The organism is Pseudolysinimonas sp. (genome assembly GCF_057350545.1).
In genome coordinates this window covers 1-16,420 of the sequence record NZ_JBMRCP010000075.1, presented here as the reverse complement: position 1 = coordinate 16,420, position 16,420 = coordinate 1, and the positions used below count along the sequence as shown (strand labels likewise).

At 70.7% G+C, this 16,420-nt stretch carries 15 protein-coding genes; all 15 read left to right on the top strand.

Annotation, left to right across the window (positions count from 1 at the left end; genetic code table 11):
- Positions 1-17 precede the first annotated feature (17 nt).
- A complete protein-coding gene (locus ACO1X9_RS10550; protein ID WP_486350791.1) occupies positions 18-1,580 on the top strand; it encodes a Mur ligase family protein in 1,563 nt (520 codons plus the stop codon).
- Positions 1,577-2,443 carry a glutamate ligase domain-containing protein gene (locus tag ACO1X9_RS10545; protein WP_486350790.1) on the top strand — a complete coding sequence of 289 codons (867 nt, stop codon included), beginning with the start codon at positions 1,577-1,579 and terminating at the stop codon, positions 2,441-2,443. Before ACO1X9_RS10550 ends, ACO1X9_RS10545 begins: the two co-directional genes overlap by 4 nt.
- A complete protein-coding gene (mraY, locus tag ACO1X9_RS10540; RefSeq protein WP_486350789.1) occupies positions 2,444-3,565 on the top strand; it encodes a phospho-N-acetylmuramoyl-pentapeptide-transferase in 1,122 nt (373 codons plus the stop codon).
- Between the two features lie 31 nt (positions 3,566-3,596).
- Positions 3,597-5,141 (top strand): UDP-N-acetylmuramoyl-L-alanine--D-glutamate ligase, encoded by a 1,545-nt coding sequence (gene murD / locus ACO1X9_RS10535; protein ID WP_486350809.1) that lies wholly within the window; start codon positions 3,597-3,599, stop codon positions 5,139-5,141.
- A complete protein-coding gene (ftsW, locus tag ACO1X9_RS10530; protein WP_486350788.1) occupies positions 5,089-6,357 on the top strand; it encodes a putative lipid II flippase FtsW in 1,269 nt (422 codons plus the stop codon). The genes murD and ftsW overlap by 53 nt, the downstream gene beginning before the upstream one ends.
- Complete coding sequence (locus tag ACO1X9_RS10525; protein WP_486350787.1) at positions 6,354-7,436, top strand: UDP-N-acetylglucosamine--N-acetylmuramyl-(pentapeptide) pyrophosphoryl-undecaprenol N-acetylglucosamine transferase; 1,083 nt, start codon at positions 6,354-6,356, stop codon at positions 7,434-7,436. The genes ftsW and ACO1X9_RS10525 overlap by 4 nt, the downstream gene beginning before the upstream one ends.
- 11 nt (positions 7,437-7,447) lie before the next feature.
- A complete protein-coding gene (murC, locus tag ACO1X9_RS10520; RefSeq protein WP_486350786.1) occupies positions 7,448-8,866 on the top strand; it encodes a UDP-N-acetylmuramate--L-alanine ligase in 1,419 nt (472 codons plus the stop codon).
- 31 nt (positions 8,867-8,897) lie between these two features.
- Positions 8,898-9,827, top strand: coding sequence for a cell division protein FtsQ/DivIB (locus ACO1X9_RS10515; protein WP_486350785.1), 930 nt, complete (start codon positions 8,898-8,900; stop codon positions 9,825-9,827).
- A 155-nt stretch (positions 9,828-9,982) separates the two neighbouring features.
- On the top strand, positions 9,983-11,131 hold the full coding sequence (ftsZ, locus tag ACO1X9_RS10510) for a cell division protein FtsZ (protein ID WP_486350784.1): 1,149 nt from the start codon (positions 9,983-9,985) through the stop codon (positions 11,129-11,131).
- A 13-nt stretch (positions 11,132-11,144) separates the two neighbouring features.
- Positions 11,145-11,816, top strand: coding sequence for a YggS family pyridoxal phosphate enzyme (locus ACO1X9_RS10505; RefSeq protein ID WP_486350783.1), 672 nt, complete (start codon positions 11,145-11,147; stop codon positions 11,814-11,816).
- 56 nt (positions 11,817-11,872) lie between these two features.
- Positions 11,873-12,322: a cell division protein SepF gene (locus tag ACO1X9_RS10500; RefSeq protein WP_486350808.1), complete on the top strand. Its 450-nt coding sequence runs from the start codon at positions 11,873-11,875 to the stop codon at positions 12,320-12,322.
- A gap of 179 nt (positions 12,323-12,501) precedes the next feature.
- Positions 12,502-13,296 carry a DivIVA domain-containing protein gene (locus tag ACO1X9_RS10495; RefSeq protein ID WP_486350782.1) on the top strand — a complete coding sequence of 265 codons (795 nt, stop codon included), beginning with the start codon at positions 12,502-12,504 and terminating at the stop codon, positions 13,294-13,296.
- 37 nt (positions 13,297-13,333) lie between these two features.
- Entirely contained in the window at positions 13,334-13,885 is a 552-nt protein-coding gene (lspA, locus tag ACO1X9_RS10490; RefSeq protein WP_486350781.1) for a signal peptidase II, read from the top strand.
- A complete protein-coding gene (locus ACO1X9_RS10485; protein ID WP_486350780.1) occupies positions 13,885-14,805 on the top strand; it encodes an RluA family pseudouridine synthase in 921 nt (306 codons plus the stop codon). The genes lspA and ACO1X9_RS10485 overlap by 1 nt, the downstream gene beginning before the upstream one ends.
- A gap of 37 nt (positions 14,806-14,842) precedes the next feature.
- The coding region (gene dnaE, locus ACO1X9_RS10480) for a DNA polymerase III subunit alpha (RefSeq protein ID WP_486350779.1) at positions 14,843-16,420 on the top strand (1,578 nt) is incomplete at its 3' end.

Below are 16,420 nucleotides of genomic sequence, written 5' to 3'. Positions count from 1 at the left end.
GTAGAGAGAGGAGCCGGGTGAGTTCTCGGATCCCCCCGGTCCTGCGTCCCGAGCATCCCTCGCCCCGTTCGCTCGCCGGCTTCGTCCAGGAGTTCGGGATCGAGCACCGCGGTGCCGTCGACGGTCTCGAAGTCACCGGCGTGACCCTCTCGACGGGCGACCTCCACCCGGGCGACCTGTTCGTCGGGGTCAAGGGATTCAAAGGGCACGGCGCGGCCTACGCCGCACAGGCCCGCGAGGGCGGGGCCGTCGCGCTCCTGACCGACGCCGAGGGTGCCGAGCTCGCCGCGGACGCCGGCCTCCCGATCCTCCTCGTCGAGAACCCCCGGCTCGCCCTCGGCGAGATCGCGGCGTGGGTCTACCGCACGCGCGAGCACCCGCCGCTGCTCTTCGGCACCACGGGGACGAACGGCAAGACCTCGACGTCGTATCTGCTCGAGGCGGTGCTGCGGCAACTGGGGCTCGTGACGGGGCTGTCGTCGACCTCGGAGCGCCACATCGGCGACCTGACGATCGTGAGCCGACTCACGACCCCGGAGGCGAGCGAGATGCACGCGCTCCTGGCGCGGATGCGCGAGAGCGGTGTGCGCGCGGTCGCGGTCGAGGTGAGCGCCCAGGCCCTCACCCACCACCGCGTCGACGGACTGCTGTTCGACGTCGCCGGCTTCACCAACCTGAGCCACGACCATCTCGACGACTACGCCGACATGGAGGAGTACTTCCGGGCGAAGCTCCCGCTGTTCCAGCCCGAGCTCTCGAAGCGTGCGGTCGTCTGTCTCGACACGGCGTGGGGTGCCCGCGTGGTCGAGGAGGCGCGCATCCCGGTCACGACGATCGCGACGATCGGCCACGCGGCAGCGTCCGACGTCGACGACGCCGATTGGAGCGTGGAGATCCTCGACGCCACGCCGACGTACACGGAGTTCCGGTTGAGCGGGCCCGAGGGTCGCAGCCTCGTCGCGCGCGAGCCGCTCATCGGCTGGCACATGGCCGCCAATGCCGCGCTCGGCATCGTCATGCTCGTCGAGGCGGGCTTCGAGCTCGAGGCGATCGGCGCCGCGCTCGACGCCGACGGGGGCATCCGGGCCTACCTCCCGGGCCGCACGGAGCGCGTCTCGGGCGACCGCGGCCCCTCGGTGTACGTGGACTTCGGCCACAGCCCCGACGCCTTCGAGAACACGCTCGCGGCCGTGCGCCAGTTCACGACGGGTAAGACGATCATGGTGTTCGGCGCCGACGGCGATCGGGATGCCACCAAACGCGCCGAGATGGGTCGGGTCGCCGCGCAGGGCAGCGACATCCTCATCATCACCGACCACCACCCGCGCTTCGAGAACCCGCAGCAGATCCGCGCCGCGCTCCTCGCGGGGGCTGCTCTCGCCGCCGACCAGCCGGAGCAGACCCTCGAGGTCAGTCCCCCCGAGGCGGCCATCGTCGCCGCCGTCGGGCTCGCCCGCGAGGGCGACTCGATCCTCTGGGCGGGACCGGGCCACCAGGACTACCGCGACATCGAAGGCGTCCGCACGCCGTACTCGGCACGCGAGCTGGCCCGCGCCGCGCTGCGCGAGGCCGGCTGGTGAGTTCCGACACGTTCGTCGCGGTCCCGGGTCTCGATGACGCGACGAGGACGCTGCTCCGCGCCGCGATCCCCGACGCGGGCCTCCGTGACCGCGTGATCGGCTACTCCGACGATCTCCCCGCGGGTACCGTCGTGGTGGCGCACGGCGACGATCCCCGGGTCGCGCAGCTCGCGACGAGCACCGAGGGGCGCCTCGTGCGCTACGGCCTCGGCAGTGCCAACGACGTCCGCGCCGACGACGTGCACGCGACCGCCCTGGGCACGTCGTTCGACTACCTCGTCGACGGGGAGCGGCACCCCGTGGTCCTGCGCCTGCTCGGCGAGCACCAGGTCGTGACCGCCCTCGCCGCCCTCGCCGCGGCGCGGGAACTCGGCATCCCGTCCTCGCACTCCATCGCCGCGATCGAGGCGGTTCCGCTGGCCGAGCGCTGGCGCATGCAGGTGCTCGACGGCGGTGACGGCATCACGATCATCAACGACGCGTCCGAGGCGAGTGGCGATTCGACGGCGGCGGCGCTCAAGACATTGGCGCAGATCACGCCGCGGGACGGCAGGTCGATCGCCGTGCTCGGCGGAGTGGCGTCTCCCGACGAGTCCGCCGACGACGAGCACGACCGGATCGGGTTGCTCGCGGTGCGGCTCAACATCGCGCAACTCGTCGTCGTGGGGCCCGATGCCCTGCGGATCCATGCCTCGGCGGGGCTCCAGGGGTCGTGGGACGGGGAGTCGGTGTTCGTCCCGGACGCCGACGCCGCCTACGATCTCCTTCGTGGGATCCTCCAGTCCGGCGACGTCGCGCTCGTCAAGTCGTCCGAGTCGGCCGGACTCCGTCAGCTCGGCGACCGGCTGGGGGGCGTGAGCTAAGTGATCGCGCTTCTCATCGCGGGCGGCTTCTCGCTGTTCTTCACGCTCTTCCTCACACCGCTCTTCATCCGGCTGTTCAAGCGCCTGAACTGGGGTCAGTTCATCCGCGACGACGGACCCCAGACGCACCACGCGAAGCGCGGCACGCCGTCGATGGGCGGCATCATCTTCCTGGTCGGCGCGTTCCTCGGCTACCTCGTCGGGCACTGGGTGGCCGGTGTGCCGTGGACGATGGTGGGCGTGCTCGTGTTCGGCATGGCCGGCGGGCTCGGGCTCCTCGGCTTCATCGACGACTTCACCAAGACGCGCAAGCAGCGCAGCCTCGGCATCGGCGGCTGGACGAAGATCGCGGGTCAGATCATCGTCGGCACGGTGTTCGCGGTGCTCGCCATCACCGAGAACTTCCGCGACGAGAACGACCTGACCCCGGCGTCGACCTTCATCTCGGGCGTGCGCGACATCGGGTGGCTCAACCTCTTCGCGTTCGGCTCGGTCGTCGGCTTCGTGCTCTTCGTGCTGTGGGTCAACGTGATCACGGCGAGCACCTCCAACGCGGTGAACGTCACCGACGGACTCGACGGGCTCGCGAGCGGGGCCGCGATCTTCGCGATCTCGGCGTACATCTTCATCGGCTTCTGGCAAGCCAACCAGTCGTGCTTCAACATCAACGTCATCGCGGGTGACGACTACTACAAGTGCTACGAGGTGCGGGATCCGCTCGACCTCGCCGTCGCGGCGGCGGCCCTGTGCGGCGCGCTCATCGGATTCCTCTGGTGGAACACGACGCCCGCCCAGATCTTCATGGGCGACACCGGCTCGATGGGCCTCGGTGGCGCGCTCGCCGCGCTCGCGATCCTGAGCCGCACCGAGCTCCTGCTCGTGCTCATCGCCGGCCTCTTCATCATCACGACCGGGTCGGTGATCATCCAACGCGGCTGGTTCAAGCTCACGAAGTGGCGCTTCGGCGAGGGGAGACGCGTGTTCTTGATGAGCCCGCTGCACCACCACTTCGAGCTCAAGGGCTGGGCCGAGATCACCGTCGTCGTGCGGTTCTGGCTCATCGCCGGGCTCTTCGTCGCCGTCGGTGTCGGGCTCTTCTACCTCGAGTGGGTCAGTCGTTGATCTCGGTGCGGGCACGGACGAGGAGCGGGCGCTGAGCCGCGACCTCTCCACCCTCACCAGTTGGCGTGCCGACTGGTCGGGGTTGCGCGTCGCGGTGTTCGGCGTGGGTGTGACGGGCTTCGCGGTCGCCGACACCCTCCTCGAGCTCGGAGCGCGCGTGCTCGTCGTCGCGGCGCGGGCCTCCGACGAGCACCGGCAACTGCTCGAGGTCATCGGCGCGTCCCTCGAGCTCCACCCCGACGAGGAGACGATCCCGGAGACGCTGGTCGGATTCGATCCCGAACTGGTCGTCGTGTCGCCCGGCTACCACCCCGATCACGCGCTGCCGGTGTGGGCCGAGGCGCAGGGCATCCCGGTGTGGGGCGACATCGAGCTCGCGTGGCGGCTGCGCGACAAGGTGATCCGCCCCGACGGTTCGCTCGTCGAATGGATCGGGGTCACCGGGACGAACGGCAAGACCACGACGACGCAGCTCACCGCGACGATGCTCGTCGCCGGTGGCCTTCGTGCGGCACCGGCGGGAAACATCGGCATCCCCGTGCTCGACGCGATCCGCGACCCCGCGGGATTCGACGTACTCGTCGTCGAGCTCTCGAGCTACCAGTTGCATTGGATCAACCGCAACGCCGGGGGAGAGCTCGCGCCGCTTGCGAGCGTCTGCCTCAACCTCGACGACGACCACCTCGACTGGCACGGCTCGAAGCAGGGGTACCGCGACGCGAAAGCCAAGGTGTACGCGAACACGCGCGTCGCCTGCGTCTTCAACCAGGCCGACGAGGCGACGCGCGGCATGGTCGAGGACGCCGAGGTGCAGGACGGCGCGCGCGCGATCGGCTTCACGCTCGGGCTGCCCGGACCGAGCGATCTCGGCCTCGTCGAGGACATCCTCGTCGACCGTGCCTTCCTCGACGACCGCCGCAACTCCGCCCTCGAACTCGCGACGCTCGACGATCTGCGCGCCGCGGGGCTCTCGACGCCGCACGGCATCGCCAACACCCTCGCGGCCGCGGCTCTCGCCCGCGCGGCGGGAGTCGAGCCGGCGGCGATCCGGGATGCCGTCCGCGGCTTCTCGCTCGATCGTCACCGTACCGAGCTCGTGCTCGAGGTGGACGGGGTGCGGTTCGTCGACGACTCGAAGGCGACCAACGCGCATGCCGCGAACGCCGCCCTCGCCGCCTTCGAGTCGGTGGTCTGGATCGCGGGTGGATTGCTCAAGGGCGTCGATCCCGCGCCGCTCGTGCGGCGCCACGCGAGTCGACTGCGCGGCGCGATCCTGGTCGGCATCGACCGCGAAGCGCTCCGCGACGCGTTCCGGCGACACGCCCCGGGCGTCCCCGTCGTCGAGGTCGACGAGTCCGAGACTGAGGTGATGGTCGCCGCGGTGCGCGCGGCGGCGTCACTCGCGCAGGCGGGCGACGTCGTCCTGCTGGCACCGGCGGCGGCGTCGATGGACCAGTTCATCGATTACGCGGACCGGGGTCGCCGGTTCGCCGAGGCGGTACGGAAGAGGACGGGAGGCGCCGATGACCCGGATCGACAAGACCCCGAGTCGTCGGCAGGGCGCCCCTCGCGCTGACCCCCGACCCTCGGCGGAGCTGCTCGAGAAGCGCCCGTCGATCGCCCTCGTGGCCGTGCGCACACTGTTCCAGGCGGAGACCCGGGAGTACTTCCTGCTGCTCGGGACGACGGTCTTCCTGCTCGCCTTCGGGCTCGTCATGGTGCTCTCGTCGTCGTCGATCGAGTCGCGCATCGGCAGCGGCGACTTCTTCGCGCGCGCGTCCCGGCAGGGCCTCTACGCCGTCATCGGACTGCCGCTCATGCTGCTGGCGGCACGTGCACCGATCGCGTTCTGGAAGAGGTGGGCCGGGCTCGCGCTCGTCGTCGGGGTGGCCCTCCAGCTCCTCGTCTTCACGAATCTCGGCGTCGAGACCGGCGGCAACCAGAGCTGGCTCGACTTCGGGTCGTTCAGCATGCAACCCTCCGAGCTCATCAAGCTCGCGCTCGTGCTCTGGTTGCCCTGGATCCTCGTGAAGCGCTCCGCGGACTTCGACGACTGGCGTCGGGTGCTCGTTCCCGCGGGTCCCGTCGTCGCCGTCGCGGTGGGGCTCGTCCTCGCCGGGCGCGATCTCGGCTCGGCGTCGATCATCATCCTCGCCGTCCTCGGCGTCTCGTTCTTCGCGGGGGTGCGCCTGCGGCACCTGACGCTGGTCGTGGCGGTGCTCGCGGTCGCCGTCGCGATCGCCTCGACGCTCACCCTCTCCCGCCGCAACCGCATCGACGCCTGGCTCTCCGGCTGCGTCGACCCCGCGCTGCTCGGCGGGGACTGCTGGCAGACCGTGCACGGCTGGGAGGCGCTCGCCCACGGTGGCCTCACGGGTGTCGGGCTCGGCAACTCGGCCGGGAAGTGGTCGTGGATCCCGGCGGCCGACAACGACTTCATCTTCGCGATCATCGGCGAGGAGCTCGGGCTGCTCGGCTGCGTGATCGTGCTCGGCCTCTTCGTGATGCTGACGTACTGCTTCGTGCGCATCGTCAAGATGGTGCGCGACCCGTATGCGAAGGTCGTCACGAGCGGTGTCATGGTCTGGATCATCGGCCAGGCGCTCGTCAACATCGCGGTGGTGCTCGGCGTTCTCCCGGTGCTCGGCGTGCCCCTCCCGCTCGTGTCCTCGGGCGGTTCCGCGCTGTTGACGACGATGACCGCCATCGGCGTCGTCCTGTCGTTCGCACGCAAGCGCCCGCATTCGCTCGCTGACGACGTGCCGGTGTCTTCCCGCAGAATGACTCGGTGACCACGTACCTCTTCGCCGGCGGGGGCACCGCCGGGCACGTCAACCCGCTGCTCGCGACCGCCGACCGTCTGCGCGAGCGGGAACCGGACGCCACCGTGCTCGTGCTCGGCACCGCGGAGGGTCTCGAGGCGCGGCTCGTGCCCGAGCGCGGCTACGAACTCCTCACCGTGCCGCGACTGCCCTTTCCGCGCCGACCGAATCGCGACGCGCTGCGCTTCCCGGGCCGCTGGCGCGCGTCCGTCGATCGGGTGCGCGGCATCCTGCGCGATCGCGGCGTCGACATCGTCGTGGGCTTCGGCGGCTACGCCTCCGCGCCCGCCTATGCGGCCGCGCGCCGCGAGCGACTCCCGATCGTCGTGCACGAGCAGAACGCCCGGCCGGGGATGGCGAATCGCCTCGCCGCGCGGTGGACGCGCTACGTGGCCGTCACCTTCCCGGGCACGCCGTTGCGTGGTGCGCGCGTGATCGGTCTGCCCCTGCGCGCCGAGATCGAGCGGCTCGACCGACCGGCCGCGCGCGCCGAGGCGGCGCGGACGTTCGGTCTCGACCCGTCGCGTCCTCTGCTGCTCGTGACGGGCGGCTCGACCGGGGCGCGTCGGCTCAACGAGAGCGTCTCGCAGTCGATCGCCGCCCTGCTCGGCACGGGGTGGCAGGTGCTGCACGTGACCGGGGCGCGGTCGCCCGTCACCGATCCCGGGCTCAGCGGCTACCGCATCCTCGAGTACTGCGACCGCATGGACCTCGCCCTCGCCGCCGCGGACCTCGCGGTCTCGCGCGCGGGCGCGGCGACGGTGTGCGAGCTCGCCGCCGTGGGGGTGCCGGCGGTCTTCGTCCCGTACGCCGTCGGCAACGGCGAACAGGCGCTCAACGCGCGCGGGGCGGTGCGGGCCGGGGGAGCGTTGCTCGTGGCAGACGCCGCGTTCACCCCCGAGTACGTCGGCCGCGAGCTGCCGCCGCTGCTCGACGACCGTGCGCGCGTCGCGGCGATGGCGGTGCGGATGGCGTCGACGGGAGCGACCGACGCGGCCGACCGGATGGTGGACCTCGTGCTCGAGGCGCGCGGGAACGCGCGCGCGTAGACTCGCTCTCCGTGCCCGTCAAGCCCGACCCTTCGCTCCTCGTCCCGGAGGAGCTCGGACGGGTGCACTTCCTCGGCATCGGAGGCTCCGGGATGAGCGGTATCGCGCACCTCATGCTCGACGCCGGCCTCGAGGTGAGCGGGTCGGATCGTTCCGAGGGGCCCTATCTCGAGCCGCTCCGCGCTCGCGGCGCGCACATCGCGGTGGGCCACGCGGCCGAGAACCTCGGCGACGCCGACACCGTGGTCTTCACGAGCGCGATCTGGCCGGAGAACCCCGAGTACGTCGCGGCGCAGGAGCGCGGCCTCACCCTCCTCCACCGGTCGCAGGCGCTGCACTGGCTGTCGCGCCGCTCGCGCGTCGTGAGCGTCGCCGGTGCGCACGGCAAGTCGACCACGACCGGGATGATCGCGACGGCGCTGCGCGCACTCGGCGCCGACCCGAGCTTCGTGAGCGGAGCCGTCGTGACCGCTCTCGGCACGAGCTCCGCGCGTGGCGCCGGTGACGAGTTCGTGCTCGAAGCCGACGAGTCCGACGGCTCCTTCCTGTTCTACGACACCTCTGTCGCGGTCGTGACCAACGTCGATCCCGTGCACCTCGACCACCACGGTTCGACCGACGGGTACCTCGAGGCGTTCGCGGAGTTCGTGCGGGGTGCCTCCGAGCACATCGTCGCGGGCGAGGGGATGCTCGTCGACGAGGTGCTCGCGCGGGCGGCGGCGACCGCACCCGTCGTGCGCTTCGGTGAGAGCCCGGATGCCGACGTCCGGGTGAGTGACATCGTGGCGGCGGAGTCTGTCGAGTTCGACCTCACCTGGCGAGGGGAGACGCGCCGGGCACGCGTGAACGCCGTCGGTCGGCACAGCGCCGTCAACGCCGCGGGTGCCGTCGCCGTTCTCCTCGTGCTCGGGCATCCGTTCGCCGACGCGGTCGCCGCACTGGAGGATTTCGGGGGCACGACGCGCCGGTTCGAGTTCAAGGGCGAGGTGCGCGGCGTCAAGATCTTCGACGACTACGCGCACGAGCCCGCGGAGGTGGATGCGGCTGTCGCCGGCGCGCGCACGATCGTGGGCGAGGGGCGCGTCATCGCCATCCATCAGCCCCACCTGTACTCGCGCACCCGTCTCTTCGCGGCCGAGTTCGCGGAGGCGTACGAGAAGCAGGCCGACCTCACGATCGTGCTCGCCGTCGACGGCGCGCGGGAGGATCCGGTGCCCGGCGTGACCGGTCAACTCGTCGTCGATCACTTCGTCGACAAGAGCAAGGTCGTGCTGCTCGAGGACTGGCAGGCTGCCGCCGACCACATGGCGAGTGTCGCCCGCGCGGGCGACATCGTCATGACGCTGTCGTGCGGCACGGTGTACAAGATCGTCCCGCAGCTCATCGATGCCCTCGAGCGGAGCGACGAGCCGGTCCGCGTGGTGCCCTGAGTTCGCACCGTTCGGGCGTGAGGATGGGGGCGTGAAGCGTCCCGAGCGTCCCGCGCAGCCCGCTGCGCGTCCGGCGCCCGCGCGCACGCCGGCACCGAGGGCAGCACCGGCGCGCGAGCAGCGGGCGCCGCGTGAGGTGCGCCCGCTCCGCGAGCAGGCGCCGTCGAAGACCACGACACCGCGGGAGCCGAAGCCCGATCGCCGTTCGAGAGCGGCCGACAGGCTCCGCCAGCGCTACGAGAAGGCCGAGGTGCGGCGCTTCACGCGCCGCGCTCGTCATCGGCGCATCGGCGTGCTGTCGGCACTCGGCGTGTTGGCGCTCGTCGGGCTCCTCGTCGCCGGTGCCGTGTTCTCGCCGATCCTCGCCCTCCGCGAGATCCGTATCGACGGGACGTCTCGCCTCGACCCCGCCGTTCTCGAGGACGCGGTGTCCGGACAGCTCGGCACACCGCTCGCGCTCATCGACGAGGGTCGACTTCGCGCGGAACTCGGTGAGTTCACGACGATCCGCAGCTACGTGACCGAGCTCGTCCCGCCGGGGACGCTCGTCATCCACATCGTCGAGCGCTCTCCGCTCGGGCTCGTGGCGACGGCGACGGGCTTCGACGTCGTCGACGCCGCGGGCGTGGTGCTCGAGTCCGCGGCCGCCCGACCCTCGGGCCTGCCGCTGCTGCAGCTCGACGCGGACGGCGTCGAGGGTCGGGGCTTCGCGTCCATCGCCGAGGTGCTCGTCGCGTTGCCGCCGAGCGTGCTCGCCCAGGTGGACTCGATCACCGCCCGGACGCGGGATGACGTGACCCTCACCCTCGCCGCCACGTCGCAGCGGGTGGTCTGGGGAAGCGCCGCCGACTCCGAACGCAAGGCGACGGTGCTCGCCGCACTGCTCGGCCGGTACGCCGGCGCTGGCCCCGGCGAGTACGACGTATCGGCGCCGGGGATCGCGGTCTTCCGCGCCGACTGATGCTGCGCGCCGCAACCGTCGCGACACGCGGCGGATGTCCGGGGTGTTGCCGGGGCACGCGCTTACCGTGGGGACGAACACCATAGTGGGAACAGTTCTCAACTTCAACTAGAGGTTGAGACTTTGATCCCACGGACATCCTCGGAAGGCCGGACGTGACGTCGAACCAGAACTACCTCGCGGTGATCAAGGTCGTCGGCATCGGCGGCGGCGGGGTCAACGCCGTCAACCGGATGATCGAGCTCGGCCTCCGCGGCGTCGAGTTCATCGCGATCAACACCGATGCCCAGGCGCTGCTCATGAGCGACGCCGACGTCAAGCTCGACGTCGGTCGCGAACTGACCCGCGGGCTCGGAGCGGGTGCCGATCCCGAGGTCGGGCGCCGCGCCGCGGAAGACCACGCCGAGGAGATCGAGGAGGCGCTCGCGGGCGCCGACATGGTCTTCGTCACGGCGGGCGAGGGCGGCGGCACCGGCACGGGCGGCGCGCCCGTCGTCGCGCGCATCGCGAAGTCGATCGGCGCGCTCACGATCGGTGTCGTGACCAAGCCGTTCGCCTTCGAGGGCAAGCGTCGCTCCGCCCAGGCAGAGGCCGGCGTCGCGGCACTCAAGAACGAGGTCGACACGCTCATCGTCGTGCCGAACGACCGACTGCTCGAGATCAGCGACCGGGGCATCTCGATGCTCGAGGCGTTCTCGACCGCCGACCAGGTGCTGCTCGCCGGTGTGCAGGGCATCACCGACCTCATCACGACGCCCGGTCTCATCAACCTCGACTTCGCCGACGTCAAGAGCGTCATGCAGGGCGCCGGCTCCGCGCTCATGGGTATCGGTGCGAGCCGCGGCGCCGACCGTGCGATCAAGGCCGCCGAGCTCGCGGTCGCCAGCCCGTTGCTCGAGGCCTCGATCGATGGGGCGCACGGGGTGCTCCTCTCGATCCAGGGCGGGTCGAACCTCGGCATCTTCGAGATCAACGACGCCGCACGACTCGTGCAGGAGGCCGTGCACCCCGAGGCCAACATCATCTTCGGCGCCGTGATCGACGACACCCTCGGCGACGAGGTGCGGGTCACGGTCATCGCAGCCGGTTTCGACGGCGGCGAGCCGTCGGTGCGGCCCACGACCGCGCGACGCGAGAACTTCGTGCCCCTCGACACGCCGGTCCCGGTCGGGGCCGGCAACGCGACGGGAGCGGTCGAGCCGCAGGGCTGGGCGGCCGAGCCCGAGACACCTCTCGGCGCACCTCTCGGCCGCGCCGACTTCGACGACGACGACGACCTCGACATCCCCGAGTTCCTCAAGTAGCGGCCCGCGCGCCATGGGGGAGACCCTCGCGGACCGTCTCGCCGCGGTCGACGCCCGGATCGCCGACGCCGCCCGGGAAGCCGGGGCGCCCGTGCCGACCCGCATCGTCGTGACCAAGTTCCACCCCGCGTCGCTCGTGCGCGAGCTCGTCGAACTGGGCGTACGCGACGTGGGGGAGAACCGTCACCAGGAGGCCTCGGTGAAAGCCGCCGAGGTCGCCGATGCCCGCCTCGCCTGGCATTTCGTCGGGCAGTTGCAGAGCAACAAGGCGAAGGCCGTGCGGCGCTACGCGGCGACCGTGCACTCCGTCGACAGGCCGTCGCTCGTCGAGGCGCTCGCGGCGGACGACGGCGACGACCTCGGCGTGTTCCTGGAGGTCGATCTGAGCGGTGAGCCCGGGCGCGGCGGTGTCGCGCCCGACGCCGCATCCGACCTCGCGGAACGGGTGCTCGCCGCCCGGGGGCTCCGCCTGCTCGGAGTGATGGGCGTCGCCCCGCTCGGGGCCGAGCCGCGACCCGCGTTCGCCCGCCTCCGTGGCGTATCGGACCGCATCCGGGCGCTCGAGCCGACCGCGTCGGCGGTGTCGGCGGGGATGTCCGGCGACTTCCGCGAGGCGATTCTCGAAGGCGCGACACACCTGCGCATCGGAACGGCAATCACGGGGAAACGCCCGACCGCCGGTTAATGTCGGAAGCGGATGTCGCGCCTGTGACCGCGGCACCGACTCTCCGGGAGGGCGAGATGGCGAATCCGCTGCGCAAGACGATGGTGTACCTCGGTCTGGCCGACGAGGACTACGACGACCTGCCCGCGGCTCCCGTCGCGCCGGTCGCCCCGACCGCGGGTCGCGCGCCGGTGACCCCGCTGCGGCGCCCCGTCGCGGCGAGCAAGAACCACCAGCCGGCCGGGATGAACGAGATCGCCACGATCGTGCCGCGTCAGTACCGCGACGTGCAGCAGATCGCGGAGGCGTTCCGCGAGGGTGTGCCGGTCATCGTCAACCTCTCCCAGATGGCCGACGCCGACGCGCGTCGACTCATCGACTTCTGCGGCGGGCTGGTCTCCGGCCTCTACGGGAAGATCGAGAAGGTCACCGGCAAGGTCTTCCTGCTGTCTCCCGAGCACGTCGCGGTGAGCGGCGAGCAGGAAGAGGTCGACGCCGAGGTCGAAGCGGGCTTCTTCGGTCGCTGATCCGAGTGTCACCCGACGCCTTTTCGGGGATGTCGGAAACGTACCCTTCGACCGTTCAGCCTCGGCGTTGTACGCTGGAGTCTCGACCCCAGGATGAGGGTCGAACGCCCGCACTCGTCAAGGACGGTCGCACTCCGCGGCTCGGGGGATGACGAGCAGTATTTCCCAGAGGTGATGTCATGGCCCTGACTCCGGAAGACGTGGTCAACAAGCGGTTCAACCCGACGAAGTTCCGCGAGGGCTACGACCAGGACGAGGTCGACGACTTCCTCGACGAGGTCGTCGTCGAGTTGCGTCGCCTGAACCAGGAGAACGAGGAGCTGCGTCAGCGCCTCGTCGCCGGTGAGTCGCGTCTCGCGGAGCTGCAGCGCAACGCCGCCGCCGCGCCCGCGCAGGCCGCCCCGACCCCGGCCCCGGTGCCCGCACCGACGCCGGAGCAGCCCGCGTTCGCGCCGGCCGGTTTCGACTCGAACGCGATGGACCCGGGCAACACCAACAACCTGCTCCAGCTCGCCCGTCGTCTGCACGAGGAGCACGTCCGCGAGGGCATGGAGAAGCGCGACCAGCTCATCGCCGAGGGCCATGCCGCCGCCGCGCGCGTCGTCTCGGAGGCCGAGCAGGGAGCTCGCGCGCAGCTCGGGCAGCTCCAGCAGGAGCGCCAGGACCTCGAGCGTCAGGTGGACGAACTGCGCCAGTTCGAGCGCGACTACCGCACCAAGCTGCGTGGCTACATCGAGGGCCAGCTGCGCGAGCTCGAGAGCTCGCCGGCGCTGACCGCGGGACCCTCGCAGCAGCAGGCCGCCGTGGGTGCCCCGCCGCAGCAGGGTGCGCCGCAGTACGCGCAGCCCGCGCCCGCGGGCTACGCACAGCCGCAGTCGGCCGACTACGCGCAGCAGCCGGCCGAGTACGCTCCGGCACCGGCCTACGGCGCCCCGCAGTCCTCCGAGTACCCGGGCTTTGGCCCGGGCAACTGAGCCGGCGGCGCCCGAGCCCTCGCCGCAGCGCCGGCGGTTGAGCCCGCGCGCCCTCGGTCTGCTCGCGGCCGTCGCCCTCGTGGCGTACGGCCTCGATCAGGGCTCGAAGTACCTGATCACGACGAATCTGTCGATCAACGAGACCATCCCGATCCTCGGGGAGGTGCTGCAGTTCCGCTACGTGACGAACCCGGGCGCCGCATTCTCGCTCGCGACCGGCTTCACGTGGGTGCTGTCGCTCGTCGCGGTGGGCGTCATCGTCTTCATCGTCTGGTTCGCCCCCCGCATCCGCTCGCTCGCGTGGGCGACGATGTTCGGTCTCGTGCTCGGCGGTGCCTTCGGCAACGTGACCGACAGGCTGTTCCGGCCTCCGTCGTTCGGTACCGGGCACGTCGTCGACTTCATCCAGGTGTGGGGCTTCCCGGCGATCTTCAACGTCGCCGACATCGCCGTCGTGTCGGCGATGGGGCTCTTCCTGCTGCTCTCGCTGCGCAACGTGGGGCTCGACGGCGTACGTGTGAAGGACGACAAGTACGCGACCCGCGCCGCCGATCTGCCTGCTGCACGCCCCGAAGACTCGAAGGACTGATGGAGCAGCGCAGTCTGCCGGTGCCCGAGGGGCTCGCCGGGCAACGCGCGGACGCCGGACTCGCGAAGCTCCTCGGGTTCTCGCGCAGCTTCGCCGCGGAGGTGCTCGAGGCCGGGGGAGTGCGGCTCGACGGCATCCTGCTCGGCAAGTCCGACCGGCTGCGCGCCGACGCGTGGCTCGAGGTGGAGTGGGCGCCCAAGGAGGCGCCGCGCGTCGTGCCGCAGGTCGTGCCCGGCTTCCGCATCGTGCACGACGACGACGACCTCGTGGTGATCGACAAACCGGTGGGCATCGTGGCGCACCCGGCCCCGGGGTGGAGCGGTCCGACCGTGCTCGGCGCCCTCGCCGCGGCGGGTTTCCGCATCTCGACCTCGGGCTCGAACGAGCGCCAGGGCATCGTGCACCGACTGGATGTCGGCACGAGCGGGCTCATGGTCGTCGCGAAGTCCGAGAGCGCGTACACGGAGCCCAAGCGACTCTTCCACGACCGCGAGGTCGACAAGGTCTACCACGCGGTCGTGCAGGGCCACCCCGACCCGCTCGCCGGCACGATCGACGCGCCGATCGGACGGCACAGCAGCAACGACTGGAAGTTCGCGATCCGCGCCGAGGGCAAACACGCCGTCACGCACTACGAGACCCTTGAGGCGATGCGGGGCGCGAGCCTCCTGGAGATCCACCTCGAGACGGGACGCACGCACCAGATCCGCGTCCACATGGCGGCTCAGCGGCACCCCTGCGTCGGCGACACGCTGTACGGCGCCGACCGTGCGCTCACCGAGAGGCTGGGTCTCACACGGCAGTGGCTGCACGCCCATCGGCTCGGATTCCGGCATCCCGCGACCGGCGAGTACGTGCTGTTCGAGTCGTCCTACCCCCACGACCTCGAACACGCGCTCGACGTCCTGCGCGCCGACTGACTCCCGCTTATCCTGGGGGTCGACCCCGGAGCGATGAGTGACTGATTCCTTCGTGCATCTGCACGTCCACAGCGAGTACTCGATGCTGGACGGCGCCGCGCGGGTGGGCGAGCTCATGACGGCCGTCGCCGAGCAGGGGATGCCGGCCATCGCGATCACCGACCACGGCAACAACTTCGGCGCGTACGACTTCTACAAGCAGGCGAACGCGGTCGGCGTGAAGCCGATCATCGGTGTCGAGGCCTACCTCACACCGGGTACCCATCGCACCGACAAGACCCGGGTGCGATGGGGCGACGGCGGCGGAGACGATGTCTCGGGTTCCGGTTCGTACACCCACATCACGATGCTCGCCGAGACGACGGAGGGCATGCACAACCTGTTCCGGATGTCGTCGCTCGCGTCGATCGAGGGCTACTACTTCCAGCCGCGCATGGATCGTGAGCTGCTCAGCCGGTACGGGAAGGGACTCATCGCCACGACCGGCTGCCCGTCGGGCGAGGTCCAGACGCGGCTGCGGCTCGGCCAGTGGCAGGAGGCGCTCGACGCCGCCGCCGAGTTCCGCGACATCTTCGGCAAGGACAACTACTTCGTCGAGATCATGGACCACGGGCTCTCGATCGAGCGCCGCGTGCAGGGGGATCTCATCCGCCTGGCGTCCGAGCTGAACCTCCCGCTCGTCGCCACGAACGACCTCCACTACACGCATGCCGCCGACTCCCACGCGCAGGAGATCCTGCTCTGCATCCAATCGGGCTCGACCATGGACGACCCGAACCGCTTCAAGTTCGACGGCTCCGACTATTACCTGAAGTCGGCCGCCGAGATGCGGCAGGTGTTCCGCGATCATCCGGATGCCTGCGACAACACGCTCCTCATCGCCGAGCGCTGCCAGGTCGAGTTCGAGAAGCGCGACCTCATGCCGCGATTCCCGGTCCCCGATGGCGAGACCGAGGCGTCGTGGTTCGAGAAGGAGGTCGAGCGGGGTCTGCACACGCGGTTCCCGGGCGGCATCTCCGACGTGCACCGCCGGCAGGCCGACTACGAGGTCGGCGTCATCAAGCAGATGGGCTTCCCCGGCTACTTCCTCGTCGTCGCCGACTTCATCGAGTGGGCGAAGCGGCAGGGCATCCGCGTCGGACCGGGGCGTGGGTCGGCCGCGGGTTCGCTCGTGTCCTACGCGATGGGCATCACCGAGCTCGATCCGCAGCGCTACGGGCTCATCTTCGAGCGCTTCCTCAACCCCGAGCGCGTCTCGATGCCCGACGTCGACGTCGACTTCGACGACCGCCGTCGCCCCGAGGTGATCAGGTACGTCACCGAGAAGTACGGCGACGACCGCGTCGCCCAGATCGTCACGTACGGCACCATCAAGGCGAAGCAGGCCATGAAGGACTCCGCCCGCGTGCTCGGGATGCCGTTCAGCGTGGGCGAGAAGCTCACGAAGGCGTTCCCGGCGCCCGTGCTCGGCAAGGACATGTCGCTCAGCGACGTCGTCACGCCGTCCGCCGAGCGCTACAAGGAGGCGGGCGACACAATCGACGAGGGCTTGCTCCCCCTGAACGCCCCGGCCGACGTCGAGAAGTTCCTCGGCGCCTGCCGCAAGGTCCGCTTC